Source organism: uncultured Microbulbifer sp., from assembly GCF_947498635.1.
GTDB lineage: Bacteria > Pseudomonadota > Gammaproteobacteria > Pseudomonadales > Cellvibrionaceae > Microbulbifer > Microbulbifer echini.
Genome location: NZ_CANMKV010000004.1, coordinates 57,514 through 81,639 on the forward strand (window position 1 = coordinate 57,514; position 24,126 = coordinate 81,639).

Genomic DNA, 24,126 nt, shown 5'->3' on the forward strand with positions numbered 1-24,126 from the left:
TTCACATGCTCGTAGATTCTCATTGCCACCTGGATAGATTGAAACTAGATACCGTTGAAGGCGGCCTGGACGCGGTTCTGGAGCTCGCTCGCAGCCGCGGGGTCGGTAAGTTCTTGTGTGTTGGTATCAGCCTTGATAATGCCGATACCGTCGTAGAGATCGCCTCCAGGTATCAAGATGTGGTTTGTTCTGTGGGTATTCATCCGCTGGATGTGGAATCCGGCCTTGCCGGAGTGGATGAATTAATTGCTATGGCCGCACGCCCCAATGTAGTGGCTCTTGGGGAAACCGGTCTCGATTATTACTACAGCACCGATACCAAAGAGACCCAGCAGCAGAGCTTTATTGCCCACCTGCAGGCCGCAGGCCAGGCAGAGCTTCCCGTAATTGTGCATACCCGCGATGCCCGAGAGGATACCCTTCAGCTGATTCGTGAGCATGGTAACTTGGATACTGCCGGTGTATTGCATTGTTTTACCGAGAGCTGGGAAATGGCGAAGTCTGCACTCGATCTCAACTATTACATCTCCCTTTCGGGCATTGTTACGTTTAAAAATGCTGAGGACTTGCGCGATGTGGCCCGCAAACTGCCACTCGAGCGTCTGCTGGTAGAGACCGATTCGCCCTATCTGGCACCGGTTCCCTACCGTGGCAAGCCAAATATCCCGGCCTATGTGCGGGAGGTGGCTGAGTTTATCGCCGAATTGCGCGGTATCTCCTACGAGCAGCTGGCTGAAATCACTACTGAAAATTTTCTTCGATTATTCCCCCGGGCTGCCTGAGTCCGGCTATAGGAAGTACCCCCCTTGATGATGAAACAACAATTACAGGTCATGCTGACCTTGCAGGATGAAATTAATACCGTCGTTAACGAAAATTGGCGTGCACAAAGCTATGCATGGTACCGCGCAATCTGGGTTGAAAGTGCGGAACTCCTGGATCACTATGGTTGGAAATGGTGGAAAAAACAGCAGCCGGAAATGGACCAGGTAAAACTGGAGCTGGTAGATATTTGGCATTTTGGGTTGAGTCTTGAGCTGCAGCAGGGTTCTCCGGCCCAAGTAGCTGAAAAGATGTTGAGCGAGCTGAGTACTGGTGAGTGGACGCCCGGTGATTTTCGCGAAAATCTGGAGGCCTTTACTCTCAATACATTGGCGAGTAGGCAATTTGATCTTGTCGGATTTGCCCAGCTACTTGCCGATGCCGAAATGCCTTTCACCGAGCTGTATCAGCGCTATGTCGGCAAGAATGTGCTCAATCGTTTCCGCCAGGACAACGGTTACAAAGATGGTTCATACATAAAGAATTGGGGCGGTCGGGAAGACAATGAGCATCTCGCTGAAATTGCCGGTCAACTCGATGCGCACGCTGAAGATTACAGTGAGCAGATTTATCGCTCACTAGATGAGCGCTACCGGGAAATTGCGCTGGTGTAAGCCATTTTTATCCCCCTGTTGGATAAAGTGAACATTTGTTAAGCCGATTGCGCTGGTATTTTTTCAGCTTGAGGTGAAATTTACTCGCGAGGCCCTATAATGCGGCCGCTTACAAACGAGGAGAACTATCGTGAAAGCACCTGTTCGTGTTGCTGTTACCGGCGCTGCCGGTCAGATCAGCTATTCGCTGCTGTTCCGCATCGCTTCCGGCGAGATGCTGGGTAAAGATCAACCGGTTATTCTGCAGCTGCTGGAAATTACTCCGGCACTGGAGGCGCTAAAAGGCGTGGCCATGGAGCTCGAAGACTGCGCTTTCCCGCTGCTCTCGGGTATTGTTCAGAGTGATGACGCCACTGTTGCGTTTAAAGACGCTGACTACGCTCTACTCGTGGGTGCACGCCCCCGTGGACCGGGTATGGAGCGCAAAGATCTGCTGGAAGCTAACGCCGCTATCTTCTCTGCACAGGGTAAAGCCCTGAATGACGTTGCCTCCCGCGATGTAAAAGTACTGGTTGTTGGCAATCCAGCCAATACCAATGCTTTGATTGCACAACGCAATGCACCGGACCTGGATCCACGCAACTTTACCGCAATGACTCGTCTTGACCACAATCGCGCGCTGTCGCAGCTGGCCAATAAGACGGAGTCTAGTGTTAATGACATTACTCACATGACTATCTGGGGTAACCACTCTTCCACTCAGTATCCGGATCTGCACCAAGTGAAGGTTTCTGGTGCTGCGGCGATGGATAAAGTGGAGCAGGATTGGTACGAGAACGACTTTATTCCGACCGTTCAACAGCGTGGCGCTGCGATCATCAAGGCGCGCGGTGCTTCTTCCGCAGCCTCAGCCGCGAATGCCGCGATCGATCATATGCACGACTGGGCTTTGGGCACCCCTGACGGTGACTGGACCAGCATGGCTGTTTACAGCGATGGCTCTTACGGTATCCAAGAAGGCCTGATTTACTCTTTCCCTTGCACTTGCAAAGGTGGTGACTGGGAGATTGTTCAGGGTGTTGATATCAATGAATTCTCCCGCGAGAAAATGTCTGCTACTGAGCAGGAGCTTGCGGAAGAGCGTGATGCGGTTGCCCACCTGCTGCCGTAATCTTATGGACACACCGGCCTAAGAGGCTGATCTGTCTTAAAGGCCCGCACATCTGTGCGGGCCTTTTTTTTTGGCGGTACACAGCTAGAAAACTGGCGGGTCGTTATACAACTGTGGGCTGATGATGGCGGCACTACACTGATTGTAAGTACTATTCGGAAGCGCTTGCCATGGTTACAGAAGTCGGTCGCCAAGCCCCCCGATGCGCCTGCATCCTTCTTCAGCCAAATCAATCCCTGTCTGCATCAGGCAACCTCTGGGTGTTTTTTTCCCTAGTCGGGGTCTCCCTTGGTATTAGTCTGGCATTTGCCTTTGCTGGGGCCTGGATGATCCTGCCCTTTGCGGGGCTGGAAATTCTGCTTCTGGCGGTTTTGTTTACCTATGTCTACCTCGAGGGTACTCGTCGAGAGGTCATCCGGATTAACGACGAGCGTGTGGTTTTTGATTGCTGTAAAGGGGTGCGCCAACAATCTGTCTATCACCGGGAGTTTTCTCGGGGCAATTTGGCGTTGTTGGTGCGTATGGGAAGCAGTGCGGCTGAGCCGGCCTCAGTGACTTTTAGTGGGCCTGAGGGATGCCTTGAGGTGGGTGAATTCCTCACCGATGCAGAGAAAGCGGACTTGGTACAAAAGCTCGGGCGAATGGGCATCATTGCGCGTCGGGAGAGGGAGTTTCGCCTGCATCAATTCTGATTTAAAGGTGCCCTCGGCCTCTTGGTAAGCAGTTTTCGTTATAATCCTCCAAAGATTTACAACAAAACCCAGGGGATTTCTCATGGCTTTTCCCAAGATTGGCAATTTGGCACCGGCTTTTACTCTAACAAACCAGAAAGGAGAGAAGGTGTCGCTAAAGGATTTTCGCGACAAAAATAATGTTGTGCTTTATTTTTATCCCAAGGCCCTCACGCCGGGTTGCACTACCCAGGCGTGCGGCATACGGGATAGCGCTGAGGCGTTTGATGAATTGGATACGGTTGTTCTCGGAGTTAGCCCAGACCCGGAAGCTAAATTACAGCGCTTTATTGACAAGCATGAACTGAACTTTGACCTCCTCTCAGATGAAGACCATAAAATTGCGGATAAATATGGTTGCTGGGGGCTAAAGAAGTTTATGGGCAAAGAGTACATGGGCTTGATCAGAACCACGTTCATTGTCGATAAGAGTGGCCGTTTACGCCATATTATCGACAAGGTTAAAACCAAGACTCACAGTGAAGATGTGCTCAGTTGGGTCTCTGAAAATCTGAACTGATTTTTGTTTTTCGCGGTGGCTGCCAGCTCTTCCAGCGAAGGCCTGCTGGCCCCGTTCCCTCGAATTCCCTTATGTTCTATAGGGGGCTGAGCAGATCAGTCAGTCAATTTTGACTTATACAGCACAATAAGATGAAAAAAACCGCTGTCGCCCCTTGCATTCTTAATTCTTGGTCTATACTGGCAGATGTAAAGGAAAGGTGCGCCGGCGAGAGAGTGTTTCTCTTTGGGTATTGCCGGAGCGGTTAGTTTAAAAATTGTACATCTCTGTGAAGGATTCGATGTCTGTTTTTGGTGCATCCCCCATCGAGTAGTAGTCCGCCGAAGTTTTTGGTGTGTTGGTGTGGGCAGGAGTAACCGGGATTCGCTGGATGCGGACATAGAAAAATAACTGCGGCTCACGGAACTCAAAAGGAGCAGCTCGATGAACCATACTCAGCCCGACCAAACTTCGCTCTCTGAAGACAAATCCCTTCAGCAGGCCAGAATATCCGGTGATCCGAATATTCTTGACCAGCTGCTGGCCCCCCCGGAAGCCACCAGCTTTGGCATTGCTGCCAGGGTCATCGATGTGCTGGAGCAGCGCATTGGTAAGGCTTCTCTCGCCATTCGCCCCGTTGCCTCCGATCTAAGCATGTCCACCCGGACCCTGCAGCGTCGTTTGCAGGAGCACAACCTAAGCTTTGCCTCGCTCCGGGATCATGTGCGTTTTCGCCACGCGGTGCATTTCCTCAAAGATACCGCTCTCAGCGTTGACGGAATTTCAAGGATTTTGGATTTTTCCGACAGGACCAGCTTTACCAGTGCCTTCAAGCGCTGGACTGGAATGTCGCCAACTGGCTATCGTCGCCAGGTTCGCCAGCGCTTTTAAGTGGGAATGGGTTAGGCCGATCCTTTTTGGATCGGTCCGATCCGTTGCCTCAACGGGGTAAACCCGTTAGAGTTGGCGGCAATTTTATAGGCTGACTCTTTGAGGTTTTGCATGAGCTTTTTTATTCCCTCTGCCATGGCACAGCAAGCAGCGCCGTCACCACAGGGCAACCCGATGATAACCCTGTTGATGTTTGCGGGTCTGTTCGCATTCATGTGGTTTTTTATTATCCGCCCTCAGCGCAAGCGCCAAAAAGAGCACCAAGAGCTGGTTGGTGCCCTCAAGAAAGGGGATGAGGTGGTGATGAGTAGCGGTATGCTGGGGCGTGTTGATAAAGTTGATGAGGACTACATCGTGCTGGAAGTTGCAGACAATATGTCTCTGAAGTTCCAGAAGGTGTCAGTTCATGCTGTTTTGCCGAAAGGCACAATTAAAAAGATCTGATCACTTTGTTTTGATCTTTTATTTGTCACTTGAGAGCCCGGCAGTCGCCGGGCTTTCTCGTATTTGCCAGTTTGATTTTTATAGGCGATGTTCTAGGTTTATTGGTGTAGGAAAACTTATAGGAAATACCTATGCCAAACAGTAGTCAAGATAAGCCGGGGGCCGCTATTGTCAGAAAAGTAAAGGCCCTTCCTGGACTATCAAAAATTCAAGTGGGCATCCCGGATAGGAAAGAGGGCGGCTTTCATTTTCAAGTAAACCTCTCTGCTGAGGCTACTTTGGGGGAGGGATTCCTGAAAACTGCTACGGTCCAGGCCAACGTGCCGGGGTGTGGGGCTTTTGAATTACTGTGTGACGAGGGCACTATCATTGGAGGTAAAGATAGCGCACCGGCGCCACTGGATTACCTGTCAGCGGGCATCGCTTTTTGTTTTCTTAGTCATCTATCTATCTATATCGACCAGACAAAACTCAACATTGAAAGTGTTCAAGTTGAGCAGCAGATGCGTTTCAAGGCTGCGGTTTACAAGATGCAAGAAGTTGTAGAGGCGCCTCATAGGGGTATTTGTGAGGGGATAGATACTGTTGTCTTTATAAAATCTGATGAGCCTAGGGAAGTGGTTGAGAAAATGATGTCTGTTTGCCAGGCTGCCTGTATGGGGCTGCAAACTGCGATGAATGCTGTTCCCGTTAAGATGACATTAGTTTACAACAAGCCCTAGAGGTCACTTATTTCTGGAAAGTGTCAGTTAGGCAGGGTTCCCAAACTCTAATCCCGCTATTCTAAGTGGAGTTTTCTGTGTCTGAAAGCTTGCCAATCCCTTTGCCCAGTCGCTTACGCCTGGCTCACCTTCCCACGCCTCTGCAGCCTCTTGATCGAATCAGTGAGCGCCACTCTTTTCCTTATGGTGGGCCGAGGATATGGGTGAAAAGGGATGATCTGACAGAGTCTGGGATGTCCGGCAATAAATTGCGCAAACTTGAGTTTGTTGCGGCTGAAGCACTTGGTCAGGAGTGCGATACCCTCATCACTTGCGGGGGTGTTCAGTCCAATCACTGTCGCACCACAGCGCTTGTCGGAGCGCGTCTGGGATTTAAGGTTCATCTATTGTTACGCGGTGAGCGAGATGCTGCGATAGATGGAAACCTGCTGTTGGATCACCTTGCTGGTGCAGATGTAACTATCTACCCACCTTCGGAATACACTGGAAATTTGGGCCGGATTTTTACTCATTGGCGTGAGCGTTACACTGCGCTGGGGCGCCGTGCATTTTGCATACCCACCGGAGCCAGTGATGGTCTGGGCATTTGGGGTTATCTGGCCGCCTCAATGGAGTTAATGCAGGATTGCCGTGCCCAGGGCTTTGTGCCCGATCATATAGTTTGTGCGACTGGCAGCGGAGGAACCCAGGCCGGGTTGACATTAGGCTGCCAGTTGCTTGAGGTAGAAAGCAGGGTTACTGGATATGCAGTGTGTGACAATGCAGCATACTTTCAGAACAAGGTTCGCGAAGATATTCGCCACTGGGTGGACCTTACGGAATGCAGTGTTGATTTGGCATCCCTTACAATTAATGTTAATGCGAACTATATGGGGCCAGGGTATGGGGAGGCGGGCCCAGAGGTCTATCAAACAATAAATAAGGTGGCGAATCTCGAGGGACTTTTATTGGACCCGGTCTATACCGGTAAAGCGTTCCATGGGCTTTTACAGGAACTTGGCAAGGGCCGTTATTCGGGCTGTAGCAACTTGGTATTTGTGCATTCGGGAGGGCAATTCGCTTTGTTTCCCCATCGTGACAATTTCTCATTTAGCGGGGTTTAGGCCCCATTACTGTTCTAGTGCTGCGGAAGCTGCTAACCTGCGCAACAAATTGCGGCTACTGCTGTATATAAAACAATCAGAATTAGATCAGAGAAGTGGGGGGTTAGTTTGGATTCCTTTAATCAGCTACTACTGTCATTGGACGGTGTGCTCGGTTCAGCGCCTTGGTTCCCCTGGGTGTTGCTCGGGGTAGGTTTCTTTTTCACTATCTATTTAGGGTTTCCACAAATCCGCTACTTTGGACATGCAATCAAGATTGTTCAGGGTAAATACGATAAACCCAGTGACCCCGGTGATACTTCTCACTTCCAGGCATTGGCCACGGCTCTTTCCGGGACTGTGGGTACCGGTAACATTGGTGGTGTGGGTCTTGCTATCTTCCTGGGCGGCCCAGCCGCGCTTTTCTGGATGTGGATGACCGCCTTCCTTGGTATGACAACCAAGTTTGTTGAGGTCACACTTTCACACAAGTACCGTATCAAGGCAGCAGACGGCTACTATGCCGGTGGCCCCATGTTCTATATGGAGCGCCGCCTCAATATGAAATGGTTGGCGGTGCTATTTGCCATTGCCACAGTGATCTGTTCCTTTGGTACTGGAAGCCTCCCTCAGGTAAACAATATTGCCCAGGCAATGCATGATTCCTTTGGTATTGAGAAAGCGCTTACCGGTGGTGTGCTCGCAATACTGCTGGGTATGGTCATCATTGGTGGGATCACTCGGATCGCCAAGGTAACCTCCACAATTGTTCCCACTATGGCATTGATTTATGTGGTTGGTGCCTTAGGTGTGATCATCTATAACTACGAGAATATTCTTCCATCTTTTGCTGCTGTGTTCCGCGATGCCTTTTCTGGTAGTGCCGCGGTTGGTGGCTTCCTGGGTGCCAGCTTTGCCTATGCTTTTAACCGCGGTGTGAATAGAGGGCTCTTCTCGAATGAAGCGGGCCAAGGTTCCGCGCCTATTGCCCACGCCGCCGCGCGTGCCGATGAGCCGGTTTCAGAGGGGATGGTCTCTCTGCTCGAACCATTTATCGATACCATCATTATTTGTACCTTAACTGGCTTGGTGATCTTGTCTTCTGGTGTTTGGAGTGAGAAGCACGAGAACTTATTTGAAGGTGCGGACACTTATGTCGTCGAAGGGCGTTACGAAGAAAGTAATCCGGAGGAAGTTAAGCAGTTGTTTAACTACCTGAGCAGTCAGCCCAGTGATGTGAAGCCCTATAACGGTTCAGTGGTGGTCACGGATGGACAGCCGCTCAATGTCCAGGACTTTACCCTGATCCATGCTCGCTCTATTGCTGAGGATCTGAATTTTAAAGTTGGAGAGGATGAATTTAGCGGTGTTCTCAATGTTGTAGATGGGAAGTTTGCCAACGAAAAAGTGGAAATTTGGGGTAAATCCTTGGTTCACTCTGTGGCGCTGACGAATAAAGCATTCCAGCGTGGCTACTTTGGTGAATACGGCGGGTTGATCGTGACCCTTGGTATTCTTCTGTTTGCTTTCTCAACTGCGATTGCCTGGTCTTACTATGGTGACCGCTCCATGATTTACCTGTTTGGCCCCAAAGCGGTGATGCCTTATAGGATCGTGTATGTGATAGCTTTTTTCTGGGCGGCGATTGAGGATACAACCGTGATTTGGAACCTGTCCGCCGTAGCCATCGTGATTATGACGCTACCTAACCTGTTTGGTATTACGATATTGGCTAAAGAAATGAAGGACTCGGTGAAGGATTACTGGAAGGATCCCAGCCATAAATAACAGGGGTTCACCAAACGCCCCGTGGCAAAAACAAAAAAGGCAGCCAATTGGCTGCCTTTTTTGATGCCTGGGTCAGCTGGTGTGTCTGCTGACTCAGGTTATCTATGCGCTTAGCAAAACAGCTTATTGTGCTTGAGCGCTGAGAGTAATACCGGAGTAGGAGGAGTAGCCACGGATGCTGATGTGCCAAGTACCTGCCTGGGGGTTGCTGATGCTGCAGCTCTCCTCATTGCCCCATTTATAAGGGCGGCAGTCCCAGTTGTTGCGAGTCGGGGTTGAACCGTAGCGTACGTAGAGGTCTCCGTCGCCGCTGCCACCCTGCATGTTGACGCTCAGGGATGACATGCCACTATCGACAACCAAAGTGTAGTGGTTCCAGCTATCTGTAGAGCCGGATACGTCGGTTTCTTCCCAGCCATCGGGATTGCCGCCGCCATCACCCTCAGTGAAGCTGCCTACCAAGCTGACGCCAGAGAAGGAGCTGTAGCCGCGCACCATGACATAGTAGGTGCCAGCTTGAACATCCCCATCGGCGATTTCACAGACTTCATTATTTCCACCGCTGAATGGACGACAGTCATAAGTGGAGCTTGTTGGAGCTGAGCCAAAACGCACGTAGAGGTCTGCGTCGCCGGTGCCTCCGGACATCTCAAATTTCAGATCGGTCGCATCGGCTGTAACGTCCAGAGTATAGAGTAACTCATCGCCGGAGCCGCCAGATAAGCCGCTTACTGGTACACCGTTGTCTAGTGCACCGGGGGGTGGGGGTGGGGTGTCATCACAGGTAACACCGACGGTATCGAAAGCGGCAGTGACATCGGCAGAGTTATATCCGAGATCTTCTGCTGCAGAAATCACACCACAGGCCCCATCGTCATATTCAGTTTGTGCTTGCCAGTACATCTGATTGGCGAGAACGAAAGCGTCAAACGCCGTGCGAGTATTCCAGCCGTTGGTATTGGCGAGAAGATAGAAGGCACGATTGTAAACCCCGGAGCTATAGTGTACGTCCATGCCGTCATAGTAATCGTCCGCATGACCGATAGAGCTACCGTCTTGGGTGGGATCCGCAAAGTAACGTAGGGCGCCGTTGGATTTGAAAATCTGGGAGCCCACCAGCCAGTCATTACTACCAGTCATATAATATTCAGCAGCTTCACCAGAGATGTCCGAGAAGGACTCGTTGATGCCACCATATTGTCTAGTGTATTCAAGCCCGGAATTCTGCTCCGTAAAACCGTGGCTGACTTCGTGTGCGGTCACATCCAGGCTAACCAGGGGGTAGAAGGTGTTGCGGCCATCCCCGAAGGTCATCTGGCTGCCGTCCCAGAAGGCATTTTCATAGTTGTTGCTGTAGTGAACTCGTAGACGCAGCTTCTGGGTGAGTGGTGAGGTGTTGTACCAATCACTGAACATATCGAAGACCACACCGCCAAAGAAGTGGGCGTCGTTCAACGGAGAGTAAGCGCCGTTGATTTCTTTGTGGTCATTGTACGGGCAGGTGAATGAGTGAACGCTGCCACCACTGGTAGCGTGATTCAAGTCAACGGTTTCGACGTTGGTGGTATCCATACGGCAATTACTATCCACTTCCATCGATGGGAAGTCGATACCGTATTCATAGCGCCCGGTTTTCTGGTTGCCGCCTGGGCCCTGTGCATCTTGGAAGGTAAGGCCATCCCAATGCTTGATCACCTCACCGGTCATAGCATCAATGAAGTAGAAGGGGCGCTTGGGCTCGTCACCATACTCAACCCAGTTCACCAGATAGGCGAGGCGAGCTTCATCTTGATCATTGATGTAGACATAGAGTTCTTTCTTCTGGTTTTTGGCTTCCAGTTTAAGAACCGGCAGTGAAAGTGCGCCCTGCATAACACCCTGCTGGGCGCGTAGGGTTACCTGGTGATTCATTGCGCGATCTATTGCATTTTTTGCATCGATAGATGCGCGCACGGTGGGTACTTCGAGTTCAAGGCCGGTGAGAATGTTGCCGCGTACTTCGGTAATAAGACCCTGACCTGAGCTGGTTACGGATTGCCCCCACACAGGAATGCCCTTGTGGGTTTGTTGATAACGGGCGACAGTTTTGCCACTTCCAAGAGTACGCTCACGAACCTTTACCAGGGCCATATCAGATCCGGCAACAGTACTTAATGTCTGAGGCGAGAGCATATCTGGGGTGGCTGGGACACGGTCGGCGGCCTGAGCACTGATAGCCATGGCTAAAGTGCAGGTAATTCCTACGAAATGCTTCATTGCTAGCTTTCCCTTTATATAACTTTTTTATTAGTTGCCGAGCACCGCCAACCGAAAACAGTGAATATAGAAATCACTGAATACTTCGGCAGTTCGATGCAAACGGTCTTTATGGGTGGTAAGACAGCAGAAGAAGGCCGGGCATCAGTGGTGGGGCCATAAAATGGCATTGACGTCCGCTTTCTCAAACCGGTTGCCCAAAATTTCCGGGCAACCTGAGATTACCTTGCATGCGCTTAGTGGCAACAAAAAGGTGATGACAAACTCATATATTTGAATTCTTTTCAATATTTTTGCATGGGTAGTCACAATTCAGCAAATAATATCCTGCCGGAGAATCCAAATGATAGCGCGTAAATAAACCTGATAAATGGGGGGTGCGCCAGTCAATTACCATTTTTCATAAAAGTCTCAATTTTTTTTCTTGGGAATATCTACACGTTAAGAAGAAGATATTCCCGCTCCCAGGAGCTGATGACTCGGTTAAATTCTTCGTACTCATCACGCTTGATTGCACTCCATGCTTTTACGAATTTTTTGCCAAACATTTCTGCAGCGGCTTCACACTCGGTTAAAAGATTGAGCGCGTGTTCCTGTGTGCGTGGGAGAGTGATCGCTTCTTTGGAGCAGTCGCCCTGATAAGGTGCGCTGGGTGCCACTTTATTAATCATACCCAGATAACCGCAGGCGAGAGAGGCGGCAATGGCGAGGTAGGGGTTACAGTCGGCGCCGGGAAAACGGTTTTCCAGTCTTTTTCCTTGTGGTGAACTGTCCGGAACTCTAAGTCCTGTGGTGCGATTGTCATAGCCCCAGTGCAAGCTGGTAGGGGCCGCCATTTCCGGAGTGAAGCGCCGGTAGGAATTTACGTTTGGGGCTAGAAAGCTAATAAATCCAGGGGTGTACTCCTGCATGCCGCCAATAAAATTTAGGAAGGTATCGTTTTCTTTGCCGTGACTGTCGACAAAAATATTTTTTCCGGTTTTTATATCGACAATACTTTGGTGTAAGTGCAGTGCGCTGCCCGGCTCATCTTCCATGGGTTTGGCCATAAAGGTGGCATAGATGCCGTGGCGAAGGGCAGTTTCACGGACTGTGCGTTTAAAAGTAAAAACCTGATCGGCGAGATGTAATGGATCCCCGTGAAGGAAATTTATTTCCATCTGTGCGGTCCCTGACTCATGAATCAGGGTATCGACATCCAGGCCCTGCGCCTCACAAAAATTATACATGTCGTCGATAATAGGTTCGTATTCATTGGCGGCATCAATGCTATAGGATTGTCTGGTTTTTTCTGTACGGCCGGATCTTCCTACGGGCGCTGAGAGCTTTTCATCCGGATCCAGGTTGCGTTTGACCAGGTAGAATTCCACTTCTGGAGCGACAACCGGTTTCCATCCTTGCGCTTTGTATTTTTCCAAAACAAATTTGAGAATATTCCGCGTGCTAATCGGATGAGGTTGACCATCGCGGGTATAACAATCATGAATAATTTGAGCAGTGGGATCATTGGCCCAGGGGTTAAGTCGAACAGAATCGGGATCGGGTACCAATAACATATCGGTATCGGCAGGATCTACTAGCTCATTGTGTTCATCGACAAAATCACCGGTGACGGTTTGTACAAGGATGCTCTCGGGCAGGCGGCTATCCTGGGTGAGAAACTTGTCCGTGGGGGTAAATTTACCCCTGGCGTTGCCCGACATATCTGGTACCAAGCACTCCACCTCGGCAATATCATGCTCGGCGAGCCAATTTGTAATCTTGTCCATTCGGTTGTTTTACCTAGTGTGATCCAATCTAAAGGTTGCTCCAGTATATGCCTGACTCTCTCAGTTGCGGTAGCTGGGTAGCTGGGTAGCTGGGTAGTTGGGAGTTGGGCAGTGCCTTGGTAGGCCCAGGTTGTGGGGTTGCTTAAGTGTGTCTGAAAACGGTTTTGAAAGGGACTGTGAAAGGAGTGCTGGACTAGGATCTGGAATAGGGGGTAAAAGCGAATTACCATTCGACAATTCTCGGGGCTTGAGCATTCTTTGTCTGAATCCCCGACCGGCTCAACGCCTTAAAGGGCTATATCAATGAATACCATACCTGGGTATACAAATTCCTATTATTCCGCGAGTGCCAATTTACAATCTTTGTACCCCCAGTTAGAGGGGGATAAGGAGGCGGATGTTTGCGTGATTGGGGCTGGCTATACTGGTCTCTCTACGGCGTTGCACTTAGCTGAACGAGGTTACAAGGTAGCTGTATTGGAGGCGGAACGAGCGGCTTGGGGAGCCTCTGGACGCAATGGGGGGCATGTGGGTGTAGGGCAGCGGCGCTGCCAGAGTGAGCTGGAAGAAATGTTCGGGCTCGATATTGCTAAAAGGCTTTGGCAGTTCAGTCTTGAGGCGGTGCAACTGGTTGAGCAATTAATCGGTAAATACCAAATAAATTGCGACTTGAAGCGCGGCATAATGCACCTTGCCGCCAAGCCTAGTCATGACAATTATCTGCGCGAGGAAGCCGAGCTACTCCGGGAGCGTTATGGTTACTCTGGTGTGCGTTATGCGGATGAGCAGGAAGTGGGTGGCCTTGTGGGTACCCGGCGATACCTGGGAGGGCAAATTGACAGCGGTTCACTACATTTGCATCCCCTGAACTACGGCCTGGGGCTGGCGGCCGCCTGTGCTGGCGCCGGGGTTGCGCTTTTTGAGCAAAGCCGGGTAACGGGATATCGGAGTGGGCGCCCCTGTAGTGTTGAAACAGCCAGGGGGCGGGTGAAGGCACGCAATATTGTATTGGCTTGCAACGGCTACCTCGGAAATCTCGAGCCCCGCTTAGCCGGTAAAATTATGCCGATTAATAACTTTGTCCTGGCAACTGAGCCCTTGTCCGAACCCTTTGCGCAGAAACTGATCGCTAATGATTACGCGGTTCAGGACACGCTCTTTGTCATCAATTACTGGAAACTCTCTGGTGATAACCGCCTGATTTTTGGTGGTGGAGAAAATTATACGACCCGCTTTCCCGCCGATATCCGCAAGTTTGTGCGAAAAAATATGCTGAAAGTGTATCCGCAGCTGGAAAAGACCCGCATTGATTATGGTTGGGGAGGCACTCTGGCCATCACTATGAATCGCATGCCGCATATGGGGAGATTGGAGCCCAATATCTACTACAGCCAGGGTTATTCTGGCCATGGGGTGCCGACGGCCACCTTTGCCGGCAAGTTGCTTGCGGAAGTGATTGCAGGGACTGAGGAGCGCTTCGATATTATGGCGAGGATCCCGACCGATACATTTCCTGGGGGCACACTACTGCGTTGGCCGGGGTTGGTGCTGGGGATGCTGTACCACAGCCTGCTCGATAGGTTTGGGCACTGATTGGACTTCTTCGGAGTCCTATTCTGAGCTGAAATAGATAGCTGGTTTGGTGGTAATATGCCCAGAGTTGCAATTGGGAACCCGATCTTGTCCAACGCCGAACAGCAAAAACGTAAAAGTCAGCTCTCCCCTCGCCGTGAACCAGTACAGGCCCGTGCACGGGCTCGGGCACGGCAGATTCTCGATGTCACCGGGCGCCTCCTCGAAGAGGTGGGTCTCAATGATCTGACCACTATTCTGATTGCGCGAAAGCTCGATATTTCGGTGGGTTCCCTCTATCACTACTTCCCCAATAAGCATGCGATTCTCTACGCAATGGGTGAGCAATGGCTTGCCAGTATCAATACGGTGATGCGTGAATTGGCCGAGCTCAACCTTGAAGGCATGGCACTTGAGGCTTTTATCGAGGCGCTTACCGGGCGCCTGCTGTCTGTGTACCGTGAACAGTGCGGTTTGTTGCCGCTGGTACAGGCCATGTGGGGGATTCCCGAGCTGCATGAGCTGGATGAATGCCACGATGAATTGGTGATCGGGCACTTGGTGGATATCTTCCGGCGCCTTGGCTTTGCCTGTCCGGCCAATGAACTGAATCGTCTTGGCAGACTCACCTTGGAAACGTGCCACGCACTGTTGCTGGTTGTTGTCAATCAGGCGGAAATTCGGGCTTATCGTACCCGCCAAGACCTGCAGCGGATGCTGCTCACCTTGCTCAGTAACAGGCGCAGTGATAGTAGTCCCGAAGGGCTCAGCGATGTGGAGGCCCCCTGATGAGCGCCCGACCGGATAAGCTGGTAATTGCCATTTCCTCACGGGCCCTGTTCAACCTGAAAGACAGCCATCAGGTTTTTGAAGAGCAGGGGTTGCAGGCTTTTTCCCGTTACCAGGTAGAGCGGGAGAATGATATTTTACAGAAGGGCGATGCCTTCCACTTGGTAGAGAAATTCTTAAAGATCAACTCTCAGCTTGGGGGGGAGCCCAGAGTCGAAGTTATCCTGCTTTCGCGGAATAGTGCCGATACAGGCCTGCGGGTATTTAATTCTATTGAGCACTATGGCCTGGATATTACCCGGGCTGCTTTTTGCAATGGCGAAAGTCCCTACCGTTATATCGCCCCTTTTGGTTGCAATTTGTTTCTGTCGACCGATGGGGTGGATGTGCGGCGCGCTCTGGAGCAGGGGGTTGCTGCGGCTACTCTGGTGGCGGGTGGCCATCGCGAGCATCGCGACGATGTTTTACGTTTTGCCTTCGATGGTGATGCGGTGATCTTTTCGGATGAAGCCGAGCAGGTTTACAAGCGGGATGGGCTTGCCGCCTTCACTGAGGCTGAGCGGGCCTCCGCCCAGATGCCACTTGGTGGCGGGCCGTTCAAAGGGTTTCTTGAGGCCCTGCAAAAATTGCAGGCAGAGTTCGGTCTGCAGGGCTGCCCGATCCGCACCGCACTGGTAACAGCCCGATCTGCACCGGCACACGAGCGGGTTATTCGCACTCTGCGCGCCTGGGATATCCGCGTGGATGAATCCGTTTTCCTGGGTGGCTTGCCGAAGGGAGAGTTCCTGCGGGCCTTTGGCGCAGATGTTTTCTTTGACGACCAGCCGGCGCACTGCGCCTCTGCTGCCGAGCATGTGGCTACAGGCCATGTACCTCACGGTATTGCCAATAGTGAGGCTTAATCCGGACCCCAGGTAGGTAGCTTTATCCCCAAAGTCGATTGACACCTGGGGCTCATCACCGGATATTCGTCTGTCCGTTGGCCCCGACTTCAATTGGCTGCTATTCTTTTCTCGCATAACTCAAGATGTTTTTTATAACTAACAATTTATCTGTCAGAGTTGCACTCGTCCTGAGGCGGGGTGATTGATACTAAAGGGAGGACTTATGAAGCTGCAGCAGTTGCGATATATCTGGGAAGTGGCACATCACGATCTCAACGTTTCTGCTACTGCGCAGAGCCTCTATACCTCCCAGCCGGGTATCAGCAAGCAAATTCGGCTGCTTGAGGATGAGCTGGGAGTAGAAATCTTTGCCCGCAGTGGCAAACATCTCACTCGTGTGACGCCCGCCGGTGAAGCCATTCTTAAGACCGCTGGCGAAATTATGCGCAAGGTGGAAAACATCAAGCAGGTCGCGCAGGAGTTTAGCAACGATAAAAAAGGTAGTCTCGCGGTTGCCACCACCCATACCCAGGCGCGCTATGCACTGCCGCCGGTGATCAAGTTATTTATGTCTCGCTACCCGGATGTATCCCTGCATATGCATCAGGGGACGCCCATGCAAATCTCGGAGATGGCGGCGGATGGCACTGCGGATTTTGCTATCGCCACTGAGGCGCTGGAGCTTTTCAGTGACCTGGTGATGATGCCGGTCTATCGCTGGAATCGCTGCGTGCTGGTACCGAAGGATCATCCCCTCTGTCATGTCAGTAAACTGGACCTGGAAGAGGTCGCGAAATACCCGATTGTAACTTACGTGTTCGGTTTTACTGGCCGCTCAAAACTGGATGAGGCTTTCCTGGAAAGGGGGCTCTCACCAAAAGTGGTGTTTACCGCGGCAGACGCGGACGTCATTAAAACCTATGTTCGTCTGGGGCTCGGTATAGGTATCGTGGCGGATATGGCGGTGGATGGCGAGGATGAAGATCTGGTGGCGCTCGATGCCAGCAATCTCTTTGAGCCCAGTGTGACCAAGATTGGCTTCCGTAAGGGAATTTTTCTGCGTGGCTTTATGTACGAATTTATCCAGCAGTTTGCCCCGCACCTCACCCGAGAGCTGGTAGATCAGGCTGCACACGCGAATTCCAGAGCGGAGGTGGATGCGCTATTTGCTGAAACAGAGCTGCCTGTTTATTAAGGTGGGCCGGCGGGTAGAGGCTATGAAGCCTCTACTTGCTGTGCCAGTGGCCGCAAAACTTCTTTGGCGAATTTGAAGTAGACAGTATAAATTTCCGCTTCCTGCCCTTCACGCTCAACCACAAAAAACGGCGCTCGCTGCACATCAAACTGTTGCGCAACTTGCATACCGGCACTTTGCGGGTCGCGCACATCGGCTATCAGGGTCTGGTCGATAAACTTGAGCTGAGCGTTTTCTTCCAGCTTTTCCTGCACGTCGCGGCACTTGGCGCAGGGGGAGCCATCGGCGAGTACTTTTTTGACCAGTGTGATCTTCACGATAAATTCCTTGATCCGAATAAGTGCTGAGATCAGCACTAGTGGCATTGAATCTATCAGATGGCCTAATAACTTTGAAATATCAATCCTAGATAGATCTATAACTAAAAAGCTGTAGTGAGACTACAGAAATACCCGCCAGAAAGGTAACTTGAAGATAGATTCCGGCGAGTGAGTTGATCAGTGCAGGAATTGCTCGGCAGTTTCCAGCAGCAGGCGTACTTTGGCCAGGCACTCGTTGTATTCTGCCGCGGGGTCGGAGTCGGCGACGATACCGCCTCCTGCTGCGCAGGTCATACGGCCGTTACTGGCACTGAACGTGCGAATGGCGATATTGGTGTCGGCGCGGCCGCAGCTGCTGATATAACCGATACTGCCACAATAAATACCCCTGGGGCTGCTCTCCAATTCGCGGATCACTTCCATCGAACGGCGCTTGGGGGCCCCGGTAATTGAGCCACCGGGAAAACAGGCCGCTAGGAGATCACTGTAGGAGGCGTCCCCGTGTATCTCGCCGGTCACGACACTCACCAGGTGGTGAACATTGGCAAAGCTGGCCAGTTGAAATAGTTCAGGCACCCGCACGCTGCCACTGCGGCACAGTTTGCTGAAGTCATTGCGAAGCAGGTCGACAATCATCAGGTTTTCCGCGCGATCTTTTGGGCTTTTCTGCAAAGTAAATGCGGCGCGCTGGTCTTCTATTGGATCGGATACCCGGGCAGCGGTGCCTTTAATGGGCTCGGTGCGCAAGCTGTCGGCATCGGCGCGGATAAAGCGCTCTGGCGATAAGCTCAAGAGGCTGCCTTGGGGCAGTTCCATATAAGCAGAAAAGGGGCCCGCAACCCGCTGGCGCAGCGCGAGGTAAACACTAAAAAGGTCCCCCTCATAGGGCGCGCTGAAGCGCTGAGTGAAGTTTGCCTGGTACACATCCCCAGCCGCAATGTATTCGAGGATGCGCTCGATACGCTTCCGGTAGTCTCTTGCGTCGAGTTCGTGGGCAAACGGGGCCAACAGGCGAAAAGCCTTAGGTGTCAGCGAACGTTCCCACTGCACCGCTTTAAAACGGTCGATAAGTTCTCGAACTTGCCGGGGCGGACAGGCCGGATGGAACACCAGATGGCTACTGCCCAGTTGGTGGTCGGCGATAAATGCCCAGCTGTAGAGGCCAAAGAAACCCGCGGGCAGATCTGTCGCGCGGGTGTCGGCTGACAGGTAGTTACCTTCTCCGCCCAACTCATAGCCTGCAAAACCAATGACCCCACCACAAAAGGGAAGCTGAGAATCCCGTTCCTGCGGGCAGAGCTCGCAGGTTAGATCATCCAGTTGGGAGAAGGGCTCTGGACTGTTAGCGGTCAACGCCAGGGTGCTGAGGGGGTCGGCGCTGATTATGTCGTAGCGCCCGCCACTGCTGAGTGGGCGGCCGCTATCGAGCCAGACCGGTGCGGGTAGATCCGCTACCGCCTGGAAAGCTGCTGCTGAGTTGAGTGAGTAGGGTAGGGAGACTATTTGCATATCAAAACACGGCAGTCTGGAAGACGGCGCACACTACACATTTTGACGCGGTGTGAAAAGGGCGCGTGGCCCTTTAGTCAATCCTTAGTCAATTCTTCGCTCGATACCTGCCTGGGACATTAGGCGGGTGGCGAGCTCCTCCACGGAAAGCTGGGTAGCATTGAGGAAGGGCACCTGAGCCCGTCTCAGCATCTGTTCGACCTGTCGTACCTCAAATTCGCACTGTTCTTTAGAAGCGTAGCGGCTGTTGGCGCGCCTTTCCTGTCGAATCTGCATCAATCGTTTCGGATCAATGGTGAGACCGAACAGTTTGCGATGATAGGGGCGCAGTATCTTCGGTAGAGTGGTGGAGTCCATATCCTCTTCGGTGATGGGATAGTTGGCCGCGCGCAGGCCAAACTGCAGGGCAAGGTATAGGCAGGTGGGGGTTTTACCGGAGCGGGAAACGCCGAGTAATATCACATCGGCCTGTTCGAATTCGCTGATACGGCGGCCATCGTCATTATCGATAGCAAAGTGCACCGCATCGATTCGCTCGCTGTAGCGCCGGTTGTCGGCGATACCGTGGGAGGCGTTGACGGTTTGGGTGGGATCACACCCAAATAAATTGGCCAGGGGTGTCAGGTAGTTCTCAAATACATCCAGCATCAGGGCAGAGCTTTGGTGCAGCTGATCACGAATCCGGTCGGAAACGATACTGGTAATAATAATGGGCTGAAGGCCCGATTCCTGCGCGGTCCGCTCTATACGCTGGAGTGCCTGCTGGACTTTTTCGCTGGAGTCGATATAGGGCAGGGTCACCTGCTCGACATGCTGGTCCTGAAACTGCGCCAACAGACTGTGGCCGATGGCCTCCACGGTGAGACCGGTTCCATCGGAAATAAAAAAGGCGGTGCGTTTATCTTTTGCCATGCTTTTTCTCTGTCTGTTGGCGGGTGCTGCTGAGAGGCCGCTAGTATAGGGGCGGCGGGCCAAAAGGTCTTACCTTCGTGCGGTTGTCATTTTTTGTAGAAAATTTACAACATATTGGCCATTTTTTCTGGGCTATTTTTTACAAGACTCATCCTTATAATCAGCGCCCAACAAAACCTGATTTCAGAGGGGCTTCACTTGACGAATTTCACCATCGACTTTGCAAAACTGGGAATGGATGATGTCGATAAGGTCGGCGGTAAAAACGCATCGCTCGGCGAGATGATCTCATCTCTGGCCGGTGCTGGTGTGAGTGTACCGGGCGGCTTTGCAACCACAGCGGATGCCTTCCGGGCATTCCTCGCCCACGAACAGTTGGAGCAGCGCATTGCCGAGCGTCTGAAAGGGCTGGATGTTGGCGATGTTACAGAGCTTGCGAAGGCTGGTGAGGAGATCCGTAACTGGATCTTGCAGACCCCCTTTCCCGCACAGCTGGAAAAAGAAATCCGCGAAGGTTACGAGGCCCTGGGGGGCGGTGCTACCGCTGTTGCGGTGCGCTCCTCTGCAACCGCGGAAGACCTGCCCGATGCCTCTTTTGCCGGCCAGCAGGAAACTTTCCTGAATATCCGTGGAATCGATGCGGTTCTACAGGCTGTGAAAGAAGTGTTTGCCTCCCTCTACAACGACCGCGCTATCGCTTACCGAGTGCATACCGGTTATGCGGACGTGGGCGTGGCCCTGTCTGCGGGTATCCAGCACATGGTGCGCAGTGAAACCGGCGCCGCTGGTGTGATGTTTACCCTCGATACCGAGAGTGGGTTCCGCGATGTAATTTTTATCACTGCGGCCTTTGGTCTGGGAGAGACGGTCGTTCAGGGTGCGGTGAACCCCGATGAGTTCTACCTTTACAAACCTGCCCTGGATGCGGGCCGTCCGGCTATTCTGCGTCGTAATCGCGGCAGCAAGGCCATCAAGATGGTGTATGACCAGAGTGGTGAGTGCGGGCGCTCCGTAAAAACTGTCGAAGTTGCAGAAGAAGACCGTCAGCGTTTTGCCCTCAATGATGAAGAGCTGACCAGTCTGGCTGTGCAGGCGCGCAAGATCGAAGAGCACTACGGCCGCCCGATGGATATCGAGTGGGCCAAAGACGGTGACACCGGCAAGCTGTTTATCGTACAGGCGCGTCCGGAAACCGTGCGTTCTCGCGATCAGGGCACCAGTATTGAACGCTATAGCCTACAAGAGCGCAGCGAGGTGCTGTGCGAGGGGCGTGCAATCGGCCAGCGTATCGGTGCCGGCCGTGTGCGCAAGTTGAAGTCCGTAGAAGATATGGCGGCGATGCAGGATGGTGAAGTCCTGGTAACCGATATGACTGACCCCGACTGGGAGCCCGTTCTGAAGAAGGCCAGCGCAATTGTCACCAATCGCGGCGGCCGTACCTGTCACGCGGCAATTATTGCCCGTGAATTGGGAATTCCCGCAGTGGTTGGTTGCGGAAACGCCACCGAACTTCTGGAAAACGGCACTCCGGTAACGGTGTCCTGCGCTGAGGGTGATACCGGTTTCGTAATGTCTGGAGAACTGGATTTCCAGCGTGAGGAGACCGAAGTCGCCGAAATGCCAGATCTGCCCTTCAAGATCATGCTCAATGTGGGCAATCCGGATCGCGCTTTTGCCTTTAGTCACCTGCCCAATCAGGGGGTTGGCCTCGCGCGTTTGGAGTTTATTCTGAACCGCATGATCGGCATCCACCCCAAAGCCCTGCTGGATCTGGATAAGCTACCGGAAGACCTGCAGCAGAATATACGCGAGCGCATCGGTGGCTACGCATCACCGGAAGACTTCATTGTTGAGAAACTGGTGGAAGGTATCGCTACCCTCGCGGCAGCGTTTGCCCCCAATCGCGTGATCGTGCGTCTATCGGACTTTAAGTCCAACGAGTACGCACACCTGGTGGGCGGACAGTTGTACGAGCCCAGCGAAGAGAACCCGATGCTCGGTTTCCGCGGTGCGGCTCGTTACCGCTCCGAAGATTTTCGTCAGTGCTTTGCTCTGGAATGTCGCGCGCTGAAGAAAGTGCGTGATGAGATGGGCTTGACCAATGTGGAAATCATGGTGCCCTTCGTGCGCACGCCGGAAGAGGCCGAAGAGGTTGTCGGTCTGCTCGCCGAAAACGGCCTTCGCCGTGGAGAGGGTGGCCTGAAGGTCATCATGATGTGTGAGCTGCCCTCCAACGCACTTCTGGCTGAGGAATTCCTACAGCACTTTGACGGTTTTTCTATCGGTTCCAATGACCTGACTCAGCTCACTCTGGGCCTGGATCGGGATTCCGGTCTGGTGGCCGACCTGTTTGACGAGCGCAATCCGGCTGTGAAAGCACTGTTGTCCCGCGCTATTCAGGCTTGTAAGAAAGCGGGTAAGTACGTGGGTATCTGTGGTCAGGGCCCCTCTGACCACAAAGACTTTGCTCGCTGGTTGATGGACGAGGGGATCGATAGTGTTTCCCTGAATCCCGATACGGCCGTAGATACCTGGCTATTCCTGGCGAACGAAGAAGCCTAATTTTCCTCTAAAGGCGGCCCCAGTGGGCCGCTTTCCTATCTCATGGTTGCTCTGGCCTCCTAGAATTTTTTTTGCATGGGCCAATGCGTCTTTGCTGGAAATTTAGACCCCTGTTGCGGCATTCCCCAATTACCCCGAAATTTATCCTGCATTTTTGTGTGTGATATTTGTGCATCACACCCTACCTAAAAAGTTCAAACCTCTATGGCTCCCCATCGAGAGAAGAAATCATTCTAAGTTTTTACGCCTGCCTCAATAGAATCCAAAGAGTCCTGAGGCAGCGCATTAACAAAAATACTCCGCGCAATTTGCTTTGGTGCTGATTCACCTGTTGGGGATATTTCCCTCGGTGTTGAAGTTCAAGTGGTATCGGTTCGGCTGTTTTCCTTACCGCCCACTTTGGCAGAGCAGAAAAAATTGTTGAGGTGAGCTATGCATACGAGCAGACAGTTACAAGTCCCGATTTTTCATATATTTCTGATGTTGTGCCTTCTGGCATTTCTCGCAGTACCCCCTGCAATGGCCAAGCCACGAGGCGGTAATTGGTTTGATGACCGAGCCGCAGCCCGCGGAGGGAGCCCATCGATCAGAATTGATTTGAGTGAGCAGCGCGCCTACCTCTACAAGGGGGGTAAGTTGGTCGGGGTATCACGAATATCCTCAGGCAAGCGAGGCTATAGCACACGGCCTGGGCATTTCCGTGTGCTTTCCAAACACCCAAATCATCGCTCTTCGATTTACGGTAGCTATGTGGATAGACGCACGGGCCGTGTGGTTAGGTCCAATGTAAACACCCGCAAGCATCGCCGTCCTTCCGGTACGGTATATCGCGGTGCAAAAATGAATAATTACATCCGTTTCAACGGTGGTATTGGCTTACACGCTTCGGGCCATGTACCCGGATATCCCGCCTCCCATGGTTGTGTACGCATGCCGCCGCATATGGCGAGTAAGTTTTACCGACATGTGCGTGTAGGCACTCCGGTTCGCGTCACACACTAAACAGTTTTGTAGCAGCGAAGCCTTAGCCGGGTATTATCAATAGGGGTGATACCCGGTATTTTTTTGTCCGCCTGCCACCAGAGTAACAGTACCGCTATCATCATTTTTTTAAGGAAGCTTGCGAGAGAAATTATGTCAATTTCAACACCTGATTTGTGTGATGCCCACGGCGATGCGGTACAAGTAGTCGAACCTATGTTTATTAATTATGGTGGCCGTGAGCGTTTTGGCGGGCAAATCGTAACTATCAAATGCTTCGAGGATAATTCCCTGGTCCGTGAGCTAGTGGCGGAGCCGGGGCAGGGCAAGGTTTTGGTAGTCGATGCAGGGGGCTCTATGCGCCGTGCATGCCTGGGAGATATGCTCGCCGAAAAAGCGGTAGCCAATGGTTGGGAGGGGATTTTGATGTATGGCTGTATCCGCGATGTTGACCAGATCTCAGCTTTGAATCTGGGAGTCCAGGCCCTGGGTACACACCCCATGAAAACTGAAAAAAAGGGGATCGGCGAACGGGATCTGGCAGTGACTTTCGGTGGGGTGACATTCCGCCCGGGCGATTATCTGTATGGGGACAACAACGGTATCATTGTTGCTCAACAATCTTTAGTGTGAAATAAATTTTTAATAAGAACTTACCGAGTGAAAATGCCCG

At 52.1% G+C, this 24,126-nt stretch carries 22 protein-coding genes; 17 read left to right on the forward strand and 5 right to left on the reverse strand.

Translation table 11 applies throughout. The features are described 5' to 3' along the window. Positions 1-5 precede the first annotated feature (5 nt). The 10 genes from Q1A69_RS03195 (at position 6) to Q1A69_RS03240 (ending at position 8,704) form a co-directional block, all read left to right on the forward strand. A complete protein-coding gene (locus Q1A69_RS03195; protein ID WP_299581022.1) occupies positions 6-782 on the forward strand; it encodes a TatD family hydrolase in 777 nt (258 codons plus the stop codon). 27 nt (positions 783-809) lie between these two features. Further along, on the forward strand, positions 810-1,436 hold the full coding sequence (locus Q1A69_RS03200; protein ID WP_299581024.1) for a dUTP diphosphatase: 627 nt from the start codon (positions 810-812) through the stop codon (positions 1,434-1,436). 130 nt (positions 1,437-1,566) lie between these two features. After that, positions 1,567-2,547: a malate dehydrogenase gene (locus Q1A69_RS03205; RefSeq protein ID WP_299581026.1), complete on the forward strand. Its 981-nt coding sequence runs from the start codon at positions 1,567-1,569 to the stop codon at positions 2,545-2,547. Between the two features lie 170 nt (positions 2,548-2,717). Continuing rightward, positions 2,718-3,239: a DUF2244 domain-containing protein gene (locus Q1A69_RS03210; protein WP_299581028.1), complete on the forward strand. Its 522-nt coding sequence runs from the start codon at positions 2,718-2,720 to the stop codon at positions 3,237-3,239. An 82-nt stretch (positions 3,240-3,321) separates the two neighbouring features. Further along, positions 3,322-3,798 (forward strand): thioredoxin-dependent thiol peroxidase, encoded by a 477-nt coding sequence (gene bcp, locus Q1A69_RS03215; protein WP_299581031.1) that lies wholly within the window; start codon positions 3,322-3,324, stop codon positions 3,796-3,798. Between the two features lie 423 nt (positions 3,799-4,221). Then, on the forward strand, positions 4,222-4,668 hold the full coding sequence (locus Q1A69_RS03220; protein ID WP_020415217.1) for a helix-turn-helix domain-containing protein: 447 nt from the start codon (positions 4,222-4,224) through the stop codon (positions 4,666-4,668). Positions 4,669-4,779: 111 nt separating this feature from the next. Further along, positions 4,780-5,112 (forward strand): preprotein translocase subunit YajC, encoded by a 333-nt coding sequence (yajC, locus tag Q1A69_RS03225; protein WP_299581034.1) that lies wholly within the window; start codon positions 4,780-4,782, stop codon positions 5,110-5,112. Positions 5,113-5,243: 131 nt separating this feature from the next. After that, positions 5,244-5,834, forward strand: a complete 591-nt coding sequence (locus Q1A69_RS03230; protein ID WP_299581037.1) for an OsmC family protein — start codon at positions 5,244-5,246, stop codon at positions 5,832-5,834. A gap of 77 nt (positions 5,835-5,911) precedes the next feature. Further along, positions 5,912-6,937, forward strand: a complete 1,026-nt coding sequence (locus Q1A69_RS03235; protein WP_299581040.1) for a D-cysteine desulfhydrase family protein — start codon at positions 5,912-5,914, stop codon at positions 6,935-6,937. A 108-nt stretch (positions 6,938-7,045) separates the two neighbouring features. Continuing rightward, positions 7,046-8,704: an AGCS family amino acid carrier protein gene (locus Q1A69_RS03240; protein WP_299581043.1), complete on the forward strand. Its 1,659-nt coding sequence runs from the start codon at positions 7,046-7,048 to the stop codon at positions 8,702-8,704. Positions 8,705-8,827: 123 nt separating this feature from the next. Here Q1A69_RS03240 and Q1A69_RS03245 read toward each other — a convergent pair whose 3' ends face one another. Then, positions 8,828-10,960, reverse strand: coding sequence for a pre-peptidase C-terminal domain-containing protein (locus tag Q1A69_RS03245; protein WP_299581046.1), 2,133 nt, complete (start codon positions 10,958-10,960; stop codon positions 8,828-8,830). A 434-nt stretch (positions 10,961-11,394) separates the two neighbouring features. Further along, the gene (locus Q1A69_RS03250) at positions 11,395-12,729 is read right to left on the reverse strand and encodes a glutamine synthetase family protein (RefSeq protein WP_299581049.1); all 1,335 of its coding nucleotides are present in this window, start codon (positions 12,727-12,729) and stop codon (positions 11,395-11,397) included. A gap of 303 nt (positions 12,730-13,032) precedes the next feature. On the opposite strand from Q1A69_RS03250, the gene Q1A69_RS03255 reads away from it, so the two are divergent. From Q1A69_RS03255 to cysB, 4 genes are all read left to right on the forward strand, one after another. Next, a complete protein-coding gene (locus tag Q1A69_RS03255; RefSeq protein WP_299581052.1) occupies positions 13,033-14,322 on the forward strand; it encodes an FAD-binding oxidoreductase in 1,290 nt (429 codons plus the stop codon). Positions 14,323-14,379: 57 nt separating this feature from the next. Next, positions 14,380-15,090: a TetR/AcrR family transcriptional regulator gene (locus Q1A69_RS03260; RefSeq protein WP_299581055.1), complete on the forward strand. Its 711-nt coding sequence runs from the start codon at positions 14,380-14,382 to the stop codon at positions 15,088-15,090. Continuing rightward, a complete protein-coding gene (locus Q1A69_RS03265) occupies positions 15,090-15,992 on the forward strand; it encodes a 5'-nucleotidase (protein WP_299581058.1) in 903 nt (300 codons plus the stop codon). The genes Q1A69_RS03260 and Q1A69_RS03265 overlap by 1 nt, the downstream gene beginning before the upstream one ends. A gap of 205 nt (positions 15,993-16,197) precedes the next feature. Then, positions 16,198-17,169 (forward strand): HTH-type transcriptional regulator CysB, encoded by a 972-nt coding sequence (gene cysB / locus Q1A69_RS03270; protein ID WP_299581061.1) that lies wholly within the window; start codon positions 16,198-16,200, stop codon positions 17,167-17,169. A gap of 20 nt (positions 17,170-17,189) precedes the next feature. Here cysB and Q1A69_RS03275 read toward each other — a convergent pair whose 3' ends face one another. The 3 genes from Q1A69_RS03275 to Q1A69_RS03285 all read right to left on the reverse strand — a co-directional run bounded on the left by Q1A69_RS03275 (position 17,190) and on the right by Q1A69_RS03285 (position 19,910). Then, positions 17,190-17,486, reverse strand: coding sequence for a hypothetical protein (locus tag Q1A69_RS03275; RefSeq protein WP_299581064.1), 297 nt, complete (start codon positions 17,484-17,486; stop codon positions 17,190-17,192). Between the two features lie 180 nt (positions 17,487-17,666). Continuing rightward, positions 17,667-18,998: an aminodeoxychorismate synthase component I gene (pabB, locus tag Q1A69_RS03280; RefSeq protein WP_299581066.1), complete on the reverse strand. Its 1,332-nt coding sequence runs from the start codon at positions 18,996-18,998 to the stop codon at positions 17,667-17,669. An 84-nt stretch (positions 18,999-19,082) separates the two neighbouring features. After that, positions 19,083-19,910 carry a pyruvate, water dikinase regulatory protein gene (locus tag Q1A69_RS03285; RefSeq protein ID WP_299581068.1) on the reverse strand — a complete coding sequence of 276 codons (828 nt, stop codon included), beginning with the start codon at positions 19,908-19,910 and terminating at the stop codon, positions 19,083-19,085. A 198-nt stretch (positions 19,911-20,108) separates the two neighbouring features. Here Q1A69_RS03285 and ppsA point away from each other — a divergent pair, with 198 nt between their 5' ends. The 3 genes from ppsA to rraA all read left to right on the forward strand — a co-directional run bounded on the left by ppsA (position 20,109) and on the right by rraA (position 24,086). Beyond that, entirely contained in the window at positions 20,109-22,472 is a 2,364-nt protein-coding gene (gene ppsA / locus Q1A69_RS03290) for a phosphoenolpyruvate synthase (protein WP_299581071.1), read from the forward strand. A 519-nt stretch (positions 22,473-22,991) separates the two neighbouring features. Further along, a complete protein-coding gene (locus Q1A69_RS03295; protein ID WP_299581074.1) occupies positions 22,992-23,474 on the forward strand; it encodes a L,D-transpeptidase family protein in 483 nt (160 codons plus the stop codon). A 132-nt stretch (positions 23,475-23,606) separates the two neighbouring features. Then, entirely contained in the window at positions 23,607-24,086 is a 480-nt protein-coding gene (gene rraA / locus Q1A69_RS03300) for a ribonuclease E activity regulator RraA (protein ID WP_299581077.1), read from the forward strand. Positions 24,087-24,126 lie beyond the last annotated feature (40 nt).

Bases quoted from the DNA above. Each gene is read 5' to 3' on its own strand.
- Q1A69_RS03195 (WP_299581022.1), top strand. From the start codon at position 6: ATGCTCGTAGATTCTCATTGCCACCTGGATAGATTGAAACTAGATACC.
- Q1A69_RS03200 (WP_299581024.1), top strand. From the start codon at position 810: ATGATGAAACAACAATTACAGGTCATGCTGACCTTGCAGGATGAAATT.
- Q1A69_RS03210 (WP_299581028.1), top strand. From the start codon at position 2,718: ATGGTTACAGAAGTCGGTCGCCAAGCCCCCCGATGCGCCTGCATCCTT.
- bcp (WP_299581031.1), top strand. From the start codon at position 3,322: ATGGCTTTTCCCAAGATTGGCAATTTGGCACCGGCTTTTACTCTAACA.
- Q1A69_RS03220 (WP_020415217.1), top strand. From the start codon at position 4,222: ATGAACCATACTCAGCCCGACCAAACTTCGCTCTCTGAAGACAAATCC.
- yajC (WP_299581034.1), top strand. From the start codon at position 4,780: ATGAGCTTTTTTATTCCCTCTGCCATGGCACAGCAAGCAGCGCCGTCA.
- Q1A69_RS03230 (WP_299581037.1), top strand. From the start codon at position 5,244: ATGCCAAACAGTAGTCAAGATAAGCCGGGGGCCGCTATTGTCAGAAAA.
- Q1A69_RS03245 (WP_299581046.1), bottom strand. From the start codon at position 10,960: ATGAAGCATTTCGTAGGAATTACCTGCACTTTAGCCATGGCTATCAGT.
- Q1A69_RS03250 (WP_299581049.1), bottom strand. From the start codon at position 12,729: ATGGACAAGATTACAAATTGGCTCGCCGAGCATGATATTGCCGAGGTG.
- Q1A69_RS03255 (WP_299581052.1), top strand. From the start codon at position 13,033: ATGAATACCATACCTGGGTATACAAATTCCTATTATTCCGCGAGTGCC.
- Q1A69_RS03260 (WP_299581055.1), top strand. From the start codon at position 14,380: ATGCCCAGAGTTGCAATTGGGAACCCGATCTTGTCCAACGCCGAACAG.
- Q1A69_RS03265 (WP_299581058.1), top strand. From the start codon at position 15,090: ATGAGCGCCCGACCGGATAAGCTGGTAATTGCCATTTCCTCACGGGCC.
- cysB (WP_299581061.1), top strand. From the start codon at position 16,198: ATGAAGCTGCAGCAGTTGCGATATATCTGGGAAGTGGCACATCACGAT.
- pabB (WP_299581066.1), bottom strand. From the start codon at position 18,998: ATGCAAATAGTCTCCCTACCCTACTCACTCAACTCAGCAGCAGCTTTC.
- Q1A69_RS03285 (WP_299581068.1), bottom strand. From the start codon at position 19,910: ATGGCAAAAGATAAACGCACCGCCTTTTTTATTTCCGATGGAACCGGT.
- Q1A69_RS03295 (WP_299581074.1), top strand. From the start codon at position 22,992: ATGGCCAAGCCACGAGGCGGTAATTGGTTTGATGACCGAGCCGCAGCC.
- rraA (WP_299581077.1), top strand. From the start codon at position 23,607: ATGTCAATTTCAACACCTGATTTGTGTGATGCCCACGGCGATGCGGTA.